Source organism: Paenibacillus cisolokensis (assembly GCF_050481165.1).
GTDB classification, from domain to species: Bacteria; Bacillota; Bacilli; order Paenibacillales; family Paenibacillaceae; genus Paenibacillus_AH; species Paenibacillus_AH cisolokensis.
Map to the genome: position 1 here is coordinate 1 of NZ_JBCNFP010000138.1, position 18159 is coordinate 18159.

Here is an 18159-nt window from a genome sequence, read left to right on the forward strand (position 1 = left end):
TGGGCTTTCGAAATTCAGGTTAAATATTCATTCCGGTCATCCCCTTATCTTGTAAGCAAACGCGGCCCACCAGCTCATTTTGCATCAGTGCCTATCAGCAATCGATACGTGAGATTATTTTTGATAATGCAAACCGACTACGCCATTCTTGTACGTTTTGGTGCGGTTTAACCGGAGTGATTGCTGCTTGTCGGCAAGAGCGAACAATCGGTCGCCATGAGAAGCGATCACCGGGTGGACGAGCAGCCACAGCTCGTCATATAAATCGTGACGGATAAAGGATTGCCATGTTTTAACTCCGCTTTCGACCGAAATGTGATTTGTCCGTTTTTTCAAAACTTCCATTTCCCGAGTGAGCGACGGTTCGTCCTTGACCACAATCTGTTGCGAGTTTCTCCATATCAAATCCACTTCGGAACGGGAAATCACCACTTTGGGAATTTCGTTCATGCGCCGGGCTATCGTCCGTTCCAGCGAATCGGACGAATTCTCTGCCTGCTGCCAATATTGGGCGAGGGAGGCGTACGAGTTTCTGCCCACGACGATCGTATCCACCGTATCGTAATAGGCCAAGTAATCTTCCAAAATCTCTTCGCTCAACATCATCCAGCGGGATTCATCCGACACGCCCCCGTCCAGTGACAGCTGCATCGTTAGTTCTTCAAAAAATAAAAACGCGGCCGCTCGCCGGATGAGTCCGGAAAACGGCCGCGACTTGTTATGGTATAAGATGATAAACCGATATATGTTCAACGATGCCGTCTTTTACTTCAAAAGACAAGTAATTCGATTCTTCGTCGTTTCGGATTTCATAGGCGCAGTTATTCGGATCGGTTCTTCCGTCTTTGGCGATTTCGATATCCGGGTACAGCTTCTGGATTTCCTCCACCGTATCGCCTATTTGAACTCCTTTCGCCGTAGCGTATTCGCCGCCGGCAACGTCCATTTTCATGACCCAATATTGATCCTGATCGGCCGAGAACAAGGTAAGCTGCAAACCGTCATACGTCAATGTTTTGATTTGAGAGCCTGTATGCGTATCGGCCCCGTCGCCAAGCGTTTCCGTGTTCTCGGAAATCGGCTCGCCCAGTATTTCCGCCAAGCGTATCTGGTTGTCGAAATCTTTGAGCGAGATCAGCTTCCCATTAGCTCGGATCGCAAAATCGCTGCTTGGATTCAATTCTTGAACTTCATCTTCGTCCTGAACTTCATCTTCGTCCTGAACGGGAATGTCGGTTTGGGCAGGCGCTTCGTTTTGGGCGTTTTCGGTGCCTGCTCCCGCATTGCCGGCGGATTTTGCGTTCGTTAATGCGCATCCGCTGATGATCAAGATGACGGCAAGGCCGAGCAGCGACATTTTGTAGGAGTTGTTTTTCAGTGACGTGATCATGATGATTCTCCTCTTTAATTCCTTTTTGTTTCCCGATATGCTTGCCACGCCGGCTAAACGCACTTGGCTTGCAAATGCCTCCAGCAGTTTGATGATGGCGGCCGCGTAGTCCCTGGACTCGTCAGGGCCGATGCGGGTCAGCGCCAACGAATCGCATGCGATTTCCTGATCTTCCCGCATTTTGCGGTATGCGTACCAAAGCAAAGGGTTGAACCAATGCAAGGCAAGCAGGACGTTCATTAACCAGTTGGCCGCGATATCGTTTCGCTTGACGTGCGACAATTCATGCAGAAATACGTATCTGAGCTGGCTGTTATTCAGCGTGTTTAAAGCGTATCCGGGCATCAAAAGCTTAGGCCGTACGACGCCCGCGAGCATCGGTGTTGAAGCTTGGTTCGACTCGATTAAAGCGACTTGCCGTTTCACCTTCATCTCTTGGATGCATTGTTCGAAGACGGATTTCACCTTTGGATCGGCGACTGGCGGTTCTTTTTTGATTTTCATCGAGAAACGCATGTTTACCGCGAGAATATAGCCGAGCATCGTTACGGCTCCGATCAGCCAAACCACGGATACGAACGGCATCCAAGGGAAGGACTTCGTTTCCGGCATGCTTCCCGTTAATCCGCTCCATGGCGGCTGGACGACCGGTTCGGCCGGTTGTGATTGTGCTGCCGCTTCGGAAGCGGGCATCGGATCGGCTGCGGGTTCGTTTTCCAGCGCCGCACGGTGGCTCGCCGTCGACGTTTCGTTCGTTTCCAGCGGGATGAGGTTGAACACGCTAAAGGAGCTTTCGGGCGTCCAGGGCAGAAGCAAACGCACGGCCAGCAGCATCCATAGCCAATACGTCCAGCGCGGCTTTAATTGGTTTTTCAGCAGCCATCTCGCCAAGAAGATGAGGAGGACCAGCACCGTTGCCATCGCCGAAACGGATAAGACCCGGTAAAATACGTCCGTTAGCAGAGAAGCCATCCGACCTAATCCCTTCTTTCATCCAGGATGCGTTTCAGTTCTTCGATATCCTCTTTCGTTAATTGCTCTTCCTTAAGAAAGTTGACGATCATCGGTTTCAACGCGCCGCCGTAAATGCGTTTCAAAAACGACCTCGTTTCGGATCGCACGCATTCCTCTTCTTGAACGAGCGGAAAATAGGAATAGTTGCGGCCTTCCTGTTTATAACCGACGGCGTTTTTTTCGACCAGCCGTTTAATAAGCGTTCGTATCGTTTTCGGATTCCAATCCTTACTACCTTCCAAAGCTTGGATAACATCGTTTGCGGTCAGCGGGGCTTTCGCCCAAAAAACTTTCATCACCTCCCACTCCGCGTCCGAAATCTTGGGAATCTGCTTCATCCGTAACTCTCCTTCCGTCGACTACAGCTGTAATCCACGATTAAATATTACAATTGTAATCCGAAACTGTCAATTGCCAAATCATGCTAAAGGGGAAGCGCGTCATGAATTTATGGAGCAGAGGAATTCGCCGTTCCAGGCTCGGAGCCTGGTCGCTTAGGCAATCATGAAAGGGGACTGAATTGCTCCGCAAAGACGCAAAGTGGACTCAATGGTCGGAAAAAGACGGCAAAAATGCGCTCCATTATTTGTGCGGTCTTGATATTTCCACTGATCCGCAAAAGGTTGAAGCGAGTCTGCAAATTTTGAAGCTGCTTCTTGAAAGCGGCATGGACATCAATTCCATTCATAAAATTCCCGACCGGTGCGGTTTTTTCCCGCTACCCCGCTTTGGTACGCGTATACACGGGGAAGAAATGAAAAGCTTTATACCTATCTTCTGTCTGCAGGCGCAGACCCCAATCATTGCATGTTTGCCATCGCTTGGTACGATGATGTCAAAGCGGCCGATCTATTCAAAAAATATGGAGCGGAGATTGAGGATGCCGCATTTCTTGCGGCGTTTACATGGAAAAGGTTCGGTATGGCAGAATGGTTTTTACAAAACGGGGCAAATGTAAATTTCGCTGATGAGGATGGCAATACGGCTCTCCATTATGCTGTAAAACGAAATTATAAAATGGAATACATCCAATTGCTGCTGCAGTTCGGGGCTGATTTCCATAAAGAAAACAAAGAGGGAATGTCGCCTAAAAAAATAGCCGAGTCCAACAACAGAAAAAAGGTTTTAAGTCTTTTTGAATCTCAGTAATTACCATTTATGTCATTTCCGGAGAAGGAGCGTTTTGAACCGCAATTACGAGATTCGCTGCCGCTCTTTGCCGTTGGTAAAAGCAATGGCTCCCCGGTCGGGGAGCCATTGCTTTTCAATGCCGCGTTATGGCGATATGTTGTCTAGCCGTTTCAGCAGATTGTAAACGACTTGCGCGCTTTCGGCGCGTGTCATTGGCGCACCCGGATCGAAGCGGGTTTCCGACCGCCCTTGAATGAGGCCGAGCGCGTATGCCGTTCCGACCGCTTCACGAGCCCAGGCCGGGGCGTCCGTCAGGTCGGTGAAGGGCGCCGCCATGCCCGTGCCTTTACCGTTCGCAGCGGCATATCGGTAGGCGCGAACGGCCATCACGGCCATTTCTTGCCTTGTAATCCGGGCATCAGGCGCAAACGTCTCGGAGCTTATCCCTTTCACAATGCCCGCTTTCACGGCTTTCGCCACGTCCTGCGCAAACCATTCTCCAGGCGATACGTCGGCGAACGCCGTTTTCGCTTCTTCCTTCAATCCGAGCAAGCGAACGAGGAGCGCCGCAAATTCCGCTCGGGTCACGTTGCGCATCGGGGCATATTGGCGCTCGCTTACTCCCTGAATCAGATGTTTGGCTGCCAGCACTCGAATGGGATCGGCCGCCCAGTAGCTTTCCGCCACGTCGTCGAACGTCTTCTTGTATTCCAGAACCGCATATAGGCTGAAATGCGTGATGGAAGCAACCATTGCGTCTCCCTGCCACTGACCGCCAATATATTCGAGCCCGCCTGCGTCGCCGATATAGTAAATGCCGGCCAGACGCTTGTCTGCGGATGGCTGAACGTTGAGCGCCAGTTTAATCGGTTTGTTGAAAGCGGACAATGAGATCGCTTTACCGTCTTTCGCCGTAACCGTCAAGTTGAAATCCAGCACGTCGCCGGCTGTCTTGATCGCGACCCCGCTCCGGCGCCCTGCGGAATTCAATTTTTGTTCGACCGTTTCACCCGGAACCGGAGCCGCGCTAAAGGTAATGACGCTGTCCGAACGCTGCGCAGCCGGCACCAGCTCCAGAAGCTCCGCCAGAACGGCGGCCGGGATTTCTACGGACGCATTCGCAAATTTAACCGTGATAGACGGTTGATCCTGCAGCAGATCCAACACGCTTCCAGGAAGTTTGAGCTCCTGATTCGGATCGTTGATCTCGATGACGGTGTTGCCGGATTTCAATTGCTCCTTCAGTTTCGTCCACTCGTCCTCTTCATCTTCATCGGGCACCGGACCGGGCGCCGGGCCTGGTGCCGGCTCGCTTGGGCCTGGTGCCGGCTCGCTTGGGCCTGGTGTCGGCTCGCTTGGGCCGGTATCCGGCGTCTCTTCACGGACCGTGACTTGCAGCGTGCCTGCTACCGATCCCAGCGTCGCGGTGATGGTTGCCGTTCCGGGGCGAATGCCTTGCAGCATTCCCTTCGCGTCCACGGTAACAACCGCTTCATCGCTGCTGCTGTAATTCAAACCGTCGGTTACGGCCTGTCTGCTGTTGTCCGCATAGACGGCTGTGGCTGCGATCTGAACCGTTTCGCCCACCACGATGCTGGACTTGCCGGTCAATTCGAGAGCCGTGACCGGGTTCGGACGGGGCTTCACGACAAGGGTGTAACTGTCTTTCAAATCTTCATAGACCGCGCTTATGACGGTAACCCCTTGAGCATGCGCCGTAATTTGTCCGCCGGTATCGATCGACGCGACTTCGGGACGGCTGCTCTCATACAGTACCCCGGCCGTTAGCGGCACTCTCGTTCCGGATACATATACGGCTTCCGTAACCGTCGGGGCCGAGCTTCCGGCTTCCATCTCGGCAGGACCGCTGATCCGAATGGCCTGGGAGACATCCAGCACGGTTATGTGACTTTCCGCATATACATCGGCATTTACGCTGGTCGCCCGGACAACGGCCGTACCGAGACCGGTAGCGGTCACCAGACCGTCGTCTGTAACGGTCACAACGTCTTGACCGCTGTACACCGACCAAGTAACCGAACGGTCCAACGCATTTTCAGGCAGCACATAGGCGTCCAGTTTAACCGACTGGCCATAAGGGATTTGAACCTCCGGCTTGCTGATGACGACAGAGGAGGCCGTTTTCTTCGAGAGCGTAAAACGGTCAACTTCTCTTCCGTCCACCGTTTTGGTCACAACGGTTAATTCGTTTCCGATAATCTCCACGGACACATACATTTGCTTTTGTTCCCGATCGTAAAATTGCGTCCAAGGCTTCGGAACCAGATCGTAAAACTTGGGTCCGGTCGACCCGGCGACGACATAGGCCGTACCTTCTCCCATGTCCGCCTTTTGGTTGTTTTTCATGAAATTGCGCAGATAAATGTGGTCATGTCCGTTCAAGACCAGATCGACTTGGAATTCGTCGAATACCGGAACCCACTGCTCCCGGACTTCCGCCGTATCGTAGATGCTGCCGTAAGGACCGCGGTGGAACGCGACGATTTTCCATTTCTTATCCGTTGCCGCAAGGTCCTGACGGAGCCACTCCCTCTGGGCGGCATATTCGGACTCGCTGTTCAGCACGACAATATGCGCATTTTTGTAATCGAACGAGAAATTCGTTCCTTTCAGGCTCTCCAATCCGTTCCCCGGCTGGTTGAAATGCTGATTAAAGTCGCTGATGCCTTTCGTTCCGGTCACCTCGTGATTGCCCAGCACCGCAACCAGGGTCGTGTTCATCAAGTAATCCTTCGCCTTATCGAAGAACCAATTCCACTGCGCTTCGAGATGGCCCGAGTCGACCATATCGCCCGCATGAACGATAAACTCGGCATCCGGGTGCTCGTTCACGGCCTTCGCCACCGTGTTGCCCCATAAGTTAAACCCGTTGCTGTCCGCCGCCTGGGAATCCCCGAAGAATAAAAACTTCAAGTTCTCGCCATAGGCAGGGGCAGTGGCGAACGAGCCTTGCGCGCTGTAATGGCTTGCTCCGTCGCCTACGCGATAGACGTATTCCGTACCGGGTTCCAGTCCGCTCACCGCAGCTTTATGCACACGAACCGTTCCGAGATCGTAAGTCACGAATAACGAGTTTTCGCCTGTTACCTTGATGACGTTCGGTCCGTCGAAACCGGTGAAGCCTTCTTTTTTCGCCAATTCCACGACCGTCGTTTGGACGCTGGGGTGCGTGTGCCAAGTAAAGCCTCTGGAGCTTTTCGGGTCTGCGCCCATATTTACATTGACATTGTAAGGCGTAACCGTCCCGAACAGCTTGGATACGGTCAGTGTCCGGACAGGGCTGTACAGCGTTCCTTTCACCGCTTGAATGTTGTACGACTTCACCGTACCGGTCAGGTCCGTCAGCACGAGCTTTCCTTCGTTATTGGTGGTCCCCCGGTCCACGCCGTCGACGAGCAGCTTGACCCCTTCAACCGGCACTCCCGCTTCGTCTGTAATGGTGAAGGTTGTCGGATAACCTTCCACGACGCCATACTCATCCCAATTCAGCTCAAGAGCGTGCTTGATCTCCGCCTCTACAGGCAAGCCGAAGAACGTCCAGCCCTTGTCCGGCGATTCGGTCAGCTTGATGGTGCCGGACTGGAATTGAATCGTATGTTTCCCCGTCGCATCCGGTTTGACCCGATACTGAATCTGTCCGAGAAGATCGTCGTCGGCAAGAGACACGCTGTTTAAGCTGTCGAACATCACCTTCACGGAACCTGCAGCCGGATTGATCTCGGCCTGCGCCAATGTTTCGCCCAGCTTGCCGCCCGGCACAAATTGCAGCGCCTCGATCTTGCTTGCATCAAACTGGAATTGAAGCTCGCCCGCATGAATGCCGGCTACGTTGCTTCCTTTTATATCGAGCGTGTAGCTGTTCCCGGCATACGTGACAGCAGGCGCGTGGTACACAAACCTGGACGAACCGGTATCGACGTTGAAGATCCACTCTTTCTCCGTTCGGTTGCCGGACAAATCGCGCACTTTGATTTTCGCTTTATGAAGGCCGTCCACAAGCGGGATGTCGTGCTTATACGCGATGCGTCCCTCCGGAGGGTATAGCGTATGCGGAACGAGAACATCGTCCAGATAAACGAAAATTTTGTCCGGGTCGATTAACGTCGTGCCCGGATGTACTTTAGGATCGTAGCCCGCATCCTCCGCGACAGCCCGAATAGTCGGCGTGTTCGTATGGATGGTGCTGCCTTCCGCCGGCTCGATATCTTTGATGATCGGCGGGTCGAAATCGTCCTGGGTCGGCCCGTAAACGGCCCGAATGTTGTCGACATAGATCACGCCCGCGCCTTTCACCTTGCTTGCGGTAGCCATAAGACGAACCGGCATATCCATCGTGAGCGGAAGCTGCAATCCGGGAGGAACGTCCGCTTCTACGTATTTCCACCCCGTCCAATTCACGCCCGTCGTTTCATCGGTAAAGTTTAGCGGCGTGCCGTTCGCGGTTCCACCGTTTGCGCGAATTTGCGCCCGGAGCCAATACCCGCTGCCGTCCCCGTAAACCCACATGCCGATTTTTTGCGGATAGCCGGGAATTTGAATATAATTGGCCGGGTTCGTTGCCTGGAGATAAGCTCCCGACGTGCTTGGTTTTCCTGTAAAATCGTACTCCAGCTTCAACGCCTGATTGCCGAAGCGGACAAAGTCGTCCTCATAGGTAATGCTGGCTACCGATTTATTGTAGTTGGCTCCGGCTGTCTTGTGGTATTTGTCCAGATTCCCTTCGAAATCTTCCAAAATGACGGGCGGCGTTCCGACGTTGACATTCATGGATGTCTCGACATTCCCGTATTTGACAAAAATTTTGCCGCTTTTGCCGCTCTCGGTCGTCGCTGTAAATACGCCGTTCGCGTCCACGGTGCCGATGTCGCCTTCCACTCTCCACTCCAGCAAACGGTTGTCGGCTATAATTTCCTGGCCATTCCGAAGCGCTTGAACCTGAAGCTCGACGGTTGCCCCGGAATCGATCGCTTTCTCCGCATCGGGGAATTTCAGATCGGTCAGCTCCGTGACGACCTCCACACGTCCCGATCCCGACAAGCCTTCCGCCGTCACCTCAATCGCGGCGATCCCGGCTTTCGATCCGGCCGTAAAAACCCCGCTCTCATCAATCGTTCCATACTCGGGGTCGGCACTCCATGAAAGCGTCCCGGTTAAGGAGGCCGGATGGCCGGTCGCGTCAACGGCTTTTGCCTTCAAAGGAAGCGCGGTTCCCGCCAGCACGCGCTCGAACTGCGGTTGAACGACAAGCTTGGCAGCGTCGCCCGCCGGCGCCTTGTTCACCAACAAAAGCGAATTCCCGGTTTGCCGCTCAACCCCGTCGGAAGGCCGGTTCAACATGCGGAACGTCGATTCTCCCGGCAATCTGGCGATAAAGGTGGAGGAACCGCCGCCGTCCAGATTGATCGCATTGACGACGCCCAAGTCTTTCATAATCTGGCCGAGCTCCGACGTCTCTACGCCTTCGCTGAATCCCGGCGCTCTTCCGTCGATCTCGATCATGACGACCGTGCCGTCCGCTTTCGTGCCGATGGCCGTTCTGGGATGAACGCCCTGAACCGGAACGTTGCTCAGCACGACTCCGTCTTGTATGAGCCTGTAACCGCTCATGGCTACCGCCACGTTTTCGTATCCCGGAGGGAAAGCGAAGTTGGCCGTAATCTCGTCTCCGACATTCAGACCTTCCAAAACGGCCCTGGCCGTGCCGCTTGCGGACAACACGACCTTCCCTTCGGCCAAAGGCGTGTTGCCCGCATTTTTGCGAATCTCCGCGACCTTCAGCCTCATCGTTTGGCCATGCTTCACTTCTCCTTCAAGCACGTCCAAAACTACTTCGTCTCCATACTCGTTCGTTTTCGTCGAGTCCGCATAATCGAACGTATATAAGATGAGCTGATTGTTCTCGCGATACCGGTTAATATGGGTAATATTGCTGGTTTCGCCGTGAATCGTGACCGTTCTGGTCAGCTTCGGAATCGGCTCATATCGCGTCGTGCCGTCCTTGTCCAGCAGGAAGACGGCATAGTTCGCATCCGGCGTATTGAGAATTTTGCCGTCGCCCATGAACAGGCCATTCGGCACGCCGGTTCCGTACTTCGACAAATCATAGAAGTCGCCGTTAATGCCGGCAATGACCCGTTGGCCGGGTTTGTCGTAATAAGCGGCCATGGCCGTAACGCCTTGCATGCCGTACACTTTGCCGCTTTTCGTTCCCGCGATTAACTCCAGATGGGGGTTGGAGGGGTGGAATTCCACGGTATGTACTTTCTCCAGCCCTCTCGGAAGCTTCATATCGTACCAGTTATAATAAGTATCCGGGGCGATTTCGAGCTGTCTCGTATCGAGGATTTGGGCTTGCGGATCGCTCTCCGCCGCAGCTTGTACGGCTTGAGCCGGCAAAAGCCCGGAAATAAGCAAACCCAGGCATAGAAGAAGCGCAATCGTACGTTTTATCTGCCTCATTCGTCTAGGAACCTCCAAACCGCAATTGTTTGATGAAACGTTTCTGCCGGCGTTCAACCGGGCCGGGCCGGGGCCTGTTCCAAGGCCTGTTTTCCGATGAATCGCGCGCTAACGATTAGTTCTCCCTCCGGATGAATCGCGCATTAATGACCCGTTCTGCCCTCCTTTCATCTGGAATGGGGAGCATGTCCCTCTCTCTTTTTTACCCGCATAATTATAGATTCGATATGTAAATTTCTCGTTTTCGCAGCATTAAGTTTTTGTGGATGTTTCATGGATCGGTTTCCGGGATGGCGCATACCCGCGAAGCCGATTGTACATGCAGGCCGGCCGCAGCTCGGTACAGTATATGTGACGGCGGGTGGGACGATGCTTGCGCAGTTGTCCGGAGGAGGGGAAGATTGGAGATATGACGATGCTGTGAGGGCGGAAAGATCGGAAATATTTCCCGGTTCCGGTTAACACCGCCTCGCTGCGGATCATAAAGCGGCAATCGATTGGAGCGAAGGGGGAGTTCATCCGTGCGCCATGATATGGTTTCGGCGGTCATGCTGGCGCATGGCGGATCGTATGGTCATCATGGCCGCAATTCATACGCTTCTCCGTTAACGATCCTCCATTAACGATCCTCCATTAACGATCCTCCATTAACGATTGAGGCTTCCATTTACGATCTAACGAATCTGACAAACGCTATTTGGCGAAAAATCGCTGTTTTGGAAATGTAACGAAACTGAGCAACGCTATTTGCTTAAAAGCAGTCCAATTCAGGCGGAATATCGTAAATAAGGTGGCTCAGATTCGTTACATCTGAAAAAGCGGCTTATTGGCGAAAATAAGGCGTGTGAGATTCGTTGCTATGAACGTTTTTGTCAAGCCCTACGCCAATGCGCCTGCCTGAGTACTAGGCAAAGGAGCAAATATACGAGCGACGGTCGGCACGCTGCTTTTATTGAGTATTTTCAAAACGATTGCCAGTCAGCATTCCGAATCTCCGCAATCGACCTTCTGTCTCTATCAGGCGGTCGCCATGGAATATCCATTCCCAGAACATATCGTGAATCAGGCGGCAAGCCGTCATAAAAAATCGGTTGTGTCCCGCTTGGCAGACATCTGCAAGCAATACGGATTGAATTCGCCTGATCATCTTGCGCGGCAGCTGTTTGTTCTCATGGAGGGCTTCTGCATAACCGCAAGGTTAATTGGCCCGGACAGCCCCCCGGCAGATGTTGTTCAAGCCGCCCAAGCCTTGATCCAATCGCATCGTAATTAAACGTCTTCGATTTGATTCGGAGTATTAAGCCGAAAAGGGAAGCCCCACTCTGACGAGTGAAGCTTCCCTGTTTAAGCGATATTGTCACCTCTCAGGCATTACGAACCATTAATATTACACACTCCACATGCGACGTCTGCGGGAACATGTCGACCGGCTGCAGCCATTCGATGGAGAAGCCGGCGTCGAGCAGATAGCGGCAGTCCTTGGCCAGCGTCGACGGGTTGCAGGAAACGTAGACGAGCCGTTTCGGCCGGGCGTCCGCGATTGCCTTCAGCAGGCGGGCATCGCAGCCGGTCCGCGGCGGGTCGACGACGATGACGTCGGGGCGGAAGCCCTCGCGCACCCAGCGGGGGAGCAGTTCTTCCGCCTTGCCGACATAGAAGCGGGCGTTGTTCCGCCCGTTCAGGGCGGCGTTCTGCTGCGCGTCGAGGACCGCTTCCCGGACGGTTTCGACACCGCGCACTTCCCGGGCATGCGGCGCGAGCCACAGGCCGATCGTGCCGGTGCCGCAGTAGGCGTCGACCACGGTTTCCCGACCGGTCAGCGCCGCCGCTTCCAGCACGGCATCGTACAGCTTGACGGTCTGTACCGTATTCAGCTGGAAGAACGCGCGCGGCGACAGGGCGAACGTCAAGTCGCCGAGCGAGACATGGAGCGCGGGTGCGCCCCATAACGTGACGGTGCGGTCGCCGAACACGACGGGCGTATCGCCCGCGTTGATGTTGAGCGAGATGGAGGCGATCTCCGGCGCTTCCTGCCGGATCGCCTCCACGAGCGGCCCGTGCGGCGCGAACGACTCGTGCGCCGCCACAAGCGTGAGCTGCAGCTCGCCCGTTTCCTGGGCGACCCGCAGCACGACCGTGCGCAGCCCCGTACCCGGGCTGCGCTCGGCCAGCGGCACGCCAAGGCGCTCCAGTACCCGGAGCACCTTGGCGGCCGCCGCATTGATCGCGGACTGCTGCACCATGCAGTCCGCGCCGACGATGTCCACGAGCCGGCGGCTGCCCGGCTCGTACAGCCCGAGGACGGGGCGGCCGTCCGCGCCCCGTCCCGCCTGCAGCTGAGCCTTGTTGCGGTAGCGCCAAGGCTCGTCCATGCCCAGCATGGGGCGCAGCGGCAGCGCCGCCCCATCCAGCCCGGCGTAGCGCGCGAACGATTCGCGCACGAGCTCCTCCTTGGCCGCAAGCTGGCCGTCGTAGGCGAGATGCTGCAGCTGGCAGCCGCCGCATGCCTCGTAGATCGGGCATGGCGGATCGACGCGCTGCGGCGAGCGCTTCTCCGTCTGGACCGCTTCGGCGACGAGCCGTTTCGGCTCGACCGCTACGACGCGCGCCCTGACCACCTCGCCCGGCAGCGCGCCGTCGATGAATACCGCCTTGCGGCGGTAGTAGCCGACGCCTTCGCCGTTAATGCCGATGCGCTTGATCGTGACGACGATCCGGTCGCCCGTTCGCACATCTTCGGCGGAAGGCCGCCGCTCCGACCAGTTTCGCGACCGCTTGCCGCCACCGGCCGCGTCCGCTGCCGTCGCCGCACCTGCCGCTTGCGCCGCTGTCACCGCTTGCGCGGCTGCCGTCGCTTGCGCCGCGCCCCGGCGCTTCCCGCCGTCGCCGCCGAGGCGGTGCCGTTCCGCTGCCGGCGGCCGCGCCTGCGGATCATTAGCGCCCGCGTTGGCGCTGCGCGTCCGGCCGTCCGCACTGCCGGCGTTCGCCGGCGTCAACGCTCCCGTCTTCATTCGCCCGCTTCGATGCGTCTCCTGCTGCTGTGCGCGCTGCGGCGGTTTTCCGCCGTTTCCGTTCCGTTCCGCACCGCCCCGCGTTTGCGCCTGCCCGTCCCGCCGGCTATTGCCGGTGAAACCGGCGTATTGTCCATCCCGCTTCATGTTTGCCTGATCCTCCGTCCTTCTCTTCCAACCATCAACCGGACAATCGGTTTGCGTTTCGTCCGTTATCGTTGAATTTGTGTCCTCACTATATCATGCGGACCATTTTCTTGTCACGAATGAGGGGCTCGATTATGCACGAACGGCATCCCCTGTGGCATGACGCGCGGAAGATGCCGTTAGAAGCAACAGATGAGGAGGAGAAGAATCCATCATTAGCGAAAAAACAGAAGCGCGGCGCATATCCAGAACGGCAATGCAAGCAGCATGCCATTGAACAAGCCGACCATCAAATCGTTTTCCCGTTTTATCATAAGACGGACCTCCTTTGCAACTGTCTTTCCGACAGTCGCTTTATCATATAGTATGTATCGTTTCCGTCTCCTTAAACCGTTTTCAGTCCATTATTCGTCGTGTGCGTTCCGCTAATGAAATTCCTCTTTTTATCGCGTTCGAAAATGCCGATATATTTATCGTAATCTCACGTTATGACGTAGACAGTCGCTTGTCCGGGTGGTACGATGTAAATCGTGGGAAATTGGGGAAAATCGGAGAGGGAGCGTTAAAGTTTGAAGAAATTGCTGGTCAAAACGTTGCTTTATTCATGGCTTGTGCCGGTGCTTGTCCTGGCGCCGGTTGCAGGAGGCGGTTCGGCGTCCGCTGCGGAACGGCCCGGCGCTGCTGCGTCACGAACCGTTCCGGCGGCTGGCGAAATCCGAATTGATGTCGACGGCCAAAAAATACAGCTGCCGAGCGCGCCTGTCATCCGGCATGGCGTGACGCTCGTGCCGATGCGTTCCGTCTTTGCGGCGCTGCACGCCGATGTCGTATGGGAACCGGAGACGAAGACGGTTATCGGGCGCAAAGGCTATACCGTCGTCACCTTGAAGGTCGGAAGCAAGCAGGCGATCGTTAACGGGAAGAAAATGGTGCTCGATGCGCCGGCCGAAGTGCGCGGGGGCGTCACGCTCGTGCCGCTGCGATTCGTCGGAGAGGCGCTTGGCGCCGATGTGAAATGGGATGCGAAGACGAAGACGGTGCGCATCAAGTCCGCCGAAGCGCTGGCCGCCGAGCGGAAGCAAAAGCTGAAGCAGGAGCCGGCGAAGCCGTCAGCCAAGCTGACCCCGGCCGAAATTGTCGAGCGAAATGACGAGAGCGTCGTCATGATTGCGACGAATCGAGCGCAGGGAAGCGGCGTCGTAATTAGCCCCGATCTGATTCTGACCAACTATCACGTCATGGATGGCGCGACCTCGGGCCATGCGGTGATGATAAACGACCGGATCTATGAAATTGCCGGGGTGATCGCTTACGATGAAAATGCCGATTTGGCCATCATTCAAACCAAAGAACCATTGCCTGCCCAAGGCGTAAAGTTCGGCTCGCCGAATTCGATCGCCAAAGGCGATACGGTCGTGGCGATCGGCAGTCCGCACGGGCTGCGCAATACGGTAAGCGAAGGGCTGATCAGCAACATCATCCGCGAGAACGGCGTGACCTATTTGCAGACGAGCGCTCCGATCGACAGCGGCAGCTCGGGCGGCGGGCTGTTCAACGAAAGCGGCGAGCTTATCGGCATAACCACATCCGGCTATCAAAAGGTGAACGCCGATCTGAACTTTGCCGTCAGCATCGAGCATGTGCATCGGCTTCTTTTACAGATCGCATCCGGAGAAGCCAATACAGCGGCATTCCTTCCTTCGAAGCTGCCGTCGACGCTGAAGGGCGCTTCGGAGAGCGAGATCGTGAAGCTGCTGGAGAAGGAGTTCGCTTACGTCCAGACGAGCCAGGGAACCGCGGAAATAAAAGATTGGCAGGCGAAACGCGACGCGGAAGGCTGGCTTGTGCTGACCGCCAATATCGATCCGCTATTTTACACATATTATATTGAAAGCAGCCGCGAAGAGCTTCGCAATTGGGCGATCCATCTCGGTTTGACCGTAAGCGGCCTGCTGCCGGACGAAGCGGTTGAGCTGATTGTCTACTACGACCGCACCTTCGACTTCAAGCCCCGCGGCCTGAACGCGGACGAAGTGACTGATCTTGGCAACGGCAAATGGAAGGTCCGCTATCCCGTCATTCATTTGCAGGTAAAAGAACAGTTGCATATCGAAACGCGCTTTTAAATCGTAAATTGGTAAAATGCCATCATTCTTCTTTATACGGGCACTCTTCCGGCCGCTGCCGGCGGGTGCCTTTATTTGTTGCTCCGGCATCGGCGGTTTCGGGACGAACGGGGGCGCTCGCAGGAAAAGTTGCCCGTAACGGAAAACGGCTTGCCGGTTCTTTTGTCGGTGCGGTTCTGGTACAATGGGAGACGATGCAAGCAAATGCCGTAACGTAAGAGAAAGGGTAAAAACAAAATGAACGTCGTACTGGCTACGCTCAACGCCAAATTCATTCATACGTCTCTGGCGCTGCGCTGTCTGAAGGCGTACAGCGAACGGGATTTTCATATCGAAATTGCCGAATATACGATCAAAGACCCGCCGATGAACATCGTTTCCGATCTGTTTTCGCGCGATCCGGACGTTGTCGGCTTCTCCTGCTACATCTGGAACATCGAGGAGACGATCGTCGTCATCGACATGCTGCGCAAAATCAAACCATCGGTCAAGATCGTGCTCGGCGGTCCGGAAGTGAGCTACGACACCGAGTATTGGCTGCGCCGCCTGCCCGCAGTCGACTGCATCGTCGTCGGGGAAGGCGAGGAAACGTTTCATCATCTGCTCACCGAACTGCAGGGCGAAGAGAAGCTGCATATGGTGTTCGGGCTCGCTTACCGCAAACGCCGCGGGGACGAAGAAGAGATCATCATCAATCCGCCACGTCCGAAGCTGGATCTGTCGCGGCTGCCGTCGCCGCACCGTTTTCCCGAAGATGTCGCGCAATTGCCGAACCGCGTCGTCTATTTCGAGACGAGCCGGGGTTGTCCGTTCATGTGCCAGTTCTGCCTGTCCAGCATCGAGGTAGGGGTCCGGTACTTCGATATGGAGCGGACGAAGGCCGATTTGCTCTATCTGATCGAATCCGGTGCGAAGCTGATCAAGTTCGTGGACCGGACTTTCAATATCAAGCGGGATTACGCATTGGAAATATTCAAGTTTCTGATCGAAAACCACCGCGGCTGCGTGTTCCAGTTCGAAATTACGGCGGACATTATGCGGCCGGAGGTGCTGGACTATTTGGCGAAGCATGCGCCGCCGGGCATTTTCCGCTTCGAGATCGGCGTTCAATCGACGAACGACCCGACGAACGAAGCGGTGAAGCGCCGGCAAAATTTCGCTAAGCTGTCGCGAACGGTAACGGCGATCCGGGAGTCGGGCAAGATCGATCAGCATCTCGATCTGATCGCCGGCTTGCCGCACGAAGATTACGACACGTTCCGCAAAACGTTCAACGACGTGTTCGCGCTGCGGCCGGAAGAATTGCAGCTCGGTTTTCTCAAAATGCTGCGCGGCACCGGCTTGCGCCATAATGCCGACAAATACGGCTATATCTACATGGACCGGTCGCCGTATGAAATATTGGGCAACGACGTGCTGCCGTTTTCGGACATCGTCCGCATCAAGCGGGTCGAGGATGTGCTGGAAAAATATTGGAACGCGCACCGTATGGACCGGACGCTGCTATATTTGGTGGATCGGGTATTCGAATCGCCGTTCGATTTTTTCCAGGCGTTCGGCGATTACTGGGAGGAGCGGGGCTGGCAAAAAATCGGCCATCAGCTTGAAGATTTGTTCTCGCGGCTCTGGTCGTTTTTGACGGAGGGGGGAGAGCGGATTCCCGCCGCATTGGAGCCGGATGTCGCATTAGCGTTGATGAAATACGACTATTTCCTGAACCACAATTACAAGCCGCGCAAAATCTGGTGGCCGTTCACGATGGAAAAGCGGGTTGCCGCTTATTGGCTGCGGCGGCTTGCCGAGCGTCCGGCTGACGTGTCGGACGCATTCGCGGCCATGGCGCTGACGGAGAAGGAGCTGCACAAGCGGGCGGTCATCGAACGGCTGCCGTTCGATCTGGGCGCTTACCTGGAATGCGGAGAAATTCGCCGGGACGCCCATACCTTGCTCGTCGTTCTGTACGGCGCGGATACCGGGATGACCGCTGGCGGCGAACGCTCAGGCGCGGGCGCCGATGCACCCGGCGGCAGAAGGGGAGCCGAGGCGGGAAGCGCCGGCCGTTCGGCGCGGCCGTTCCTGCTGCGCATCCGGCCGGGGGAAGCGGATGGCGATCAGGCATAGTGCAGAGAGCCGATAAATAAGAGCGGGAGCCGGCCATGGTTTTACCGTCTCATGATTTTTTGCGACATGAGACGGGGGAGCCGCTGCGGCGGCTCCCGCTATTGCCGTTCGCAGCAGCGAATGGCAGACAAGTTATACGCAGATGAACGCCGTCAGGCGTTTTTTTTTGTGCAGCGTGCCCAGCTAAGCACGCATCTTCCAGCCGGTGAAAATCCGGTCGCGGGAGGGGCCAAGCCCCCCGCGCAGCTCGGATACCTGCGTATGGCGAAATTCTGTGCGTAGAAGCGTATCGACAAAAAGTACCTGTCAAAGACAGAGCAAGCAACTTGTCAGACCGTAACATGAAGCGCATCCTGCCGTGTCGCCAAAAAAGCCTCGCAAGAGGGACAAGCGGGAGCCGAGTCTCGTGCATATGGACGAAGGCCAAGAAAGCTAGCCAAGGACTTGGAGCAGCAACGAAGTCTCCTCCGGCGCAAGGGGAACGGCATGACAGGAAGGATGGAGCAGTGAACTTGGGAGACCCTCCCCTGCACCAAGGAAAAAACGATCTAGCGAATCTGACGAGCGCTATTTGGCGAAAAATCGAAGTTCCGAAATTGTAACGAATCTGAGCAACGCTATTTGCATAAAAAGTAGTCAAATCCAGGCGGTATATCGTAAATAAAGTGGCTCAGATTCGTTACATCCCAAAAAGCGGCTTATGGGCCAAAATAAAGCCTGTGATATTCGTTGCTATGAA

General features: G+C 55.5%; 10 protein-coding genes. 5 read left to right on the forward strand and 5 right to left on the reverse strand.

Going from position 1 to position 18159, the window contains the following annotated elements; translation table 11 throughout:
- Positions 1-114: 114 nt before the first annotated feature.
- From ABEV74_RS19820 to ABEV74_RS19830, 3 genes are all read right to left on the reverse strand, one after another.
- Positions 115-651 (reverse strand): dihydrofolate reductase family protein, encoded by a 537-nt coding sequence (locus tag ABEV74_RS19820; protein WP_430148809.1) that lies wholly within the window; start codon positions 649-651, stop codon positions 115-117.
- A gap of 67 nt (positions 652-718) precedes the next feature.
- A complete protein-coding gene (locus ABEV74_RS19825; RefSeq protein ID WP_430148812.1) occupies positions 719-2362 on the reverse strand; it encodes a M56 family metallopeptidase in 1644 nt (547 codons plus the stop codon).
- A gap of 5 nt (positions 2363-2367) precedes the next feature.
- Positions 2368-2742, reverse strand: coding sequence for a BlaI/MecI/CopY family transcriptional regulator (locus ABEV74_RS19830; RefSeq protein ID WP_062495026.1), 375 nt, complete (start codon positions 2740-2742; stop codon positions 2368-2370).
- Between the two features lie 182 nt (positions 2743-2924).
- Between ABEV74_RS19830 and ABEV74_RS19835 the strand changes: the two genes are divergently transcribed.
- Positions 2925-3362 (forward strand): hypothetical protein, encoded by a 438-nt coding sequence (locus ABEV74_RS19835; RefSeq protein WP_430148815.1) that lies wholly within the window; start codon positions 2925-2927, stop codon positions 3360-3362.
- On the forward strand, positions 3326-3553 hold the full coding sequence (locus ABEV74_RS19840; protein ID WP_430148817.1) for an ankyrin repeat domain-containing protein: 228 nt from the start codon (positions 3326-3328) through the stop codon (positions 3551-3553). The genes ABEV74_RS19835 and ABEV74_RS19840 overlap by 37 nt, the downstream gene beginning before the upstream one ends.
- Positions 3554-3679: 126 nt before the next feature.
- On the opposite strand, the gene ABEV74_RS19845 is transcribed toward ABEV74_RS19840, so the two are convergent.
- The gene (locus ABEV74_RS19845; protein ID WP_430148819.1) at positions 3680-10015 is read right to left on the reverse strand and encodes a phosphodiester glycosidase family protein; all 6336 of its coding nucleotides are present in this window, start codon (positions 10013-10015) and stop codon (positions 3680-3682) included.
- A gap of 1030 nt (positions 10016-11045) precedes the next feature.
- Here ABEV74_RS19845 and ABEV74_RS19850 point away from each other — a divergent pair.
- Positions 11046-11288, forward strand: a complete 243-nt coding sequence (locus ABEV74_RS19850) for a hypothetical protein (RefSeq protein ID WP_430148822.1) — start codon at positions 11046-11048, stop codon at positions 11286-11288.
- Positions 11289-11379: 91 nt separating this feature from the next.
- On the opposite strand, the gene rlmD is transcribed toward ABEV74_RS19850, so the two are convergent.
- Entirely contained in the window at positions 11380-13173 is a 1794-nt protein-coding gene (gene rlmD / locus ABEV74_RS19855; RefSeq protein ID WP_430148825.1) for a 23S rRNA (uracil(1939)-C(5))-methyltransferase RlmD, read from the reverse strand.
- A 569-nt stretch (positions 13174-13742) separates the two neighbouring features.
- Here rlmD and ABEV74_RS19860 point away from each other — a divergent pair.
- Both ABEV74_RS19860 and ABEV74_RS19865 read left to right on the forward strand, forming a co-directional pair.
- Positions 13743-15299 (forward strand): stalk domain-containing protein, encoded by a 1557-nt coding sequence (locus ABEV74_RS19860; protein WP_430148828.1) that lies wholly within the window; start codon positions 13743-13745, stop codon positions 15297-15299.
- A gap of 237 nt (positions 15300-15536) precedes the next feature.
- Positions 15537-17420 (forward strand): B12-binding domain-containing radical SAM protein, encoded by a 1884-nt coding sequence (locus ABEV74_RS19865; RefSeq protein WP_430148830.1) that lies wholly within the window; start codon positions 15537-15539, stop codon positions 17418-17420.
- Positions 17421-18159: the final 739 nt, after the last annotated feature.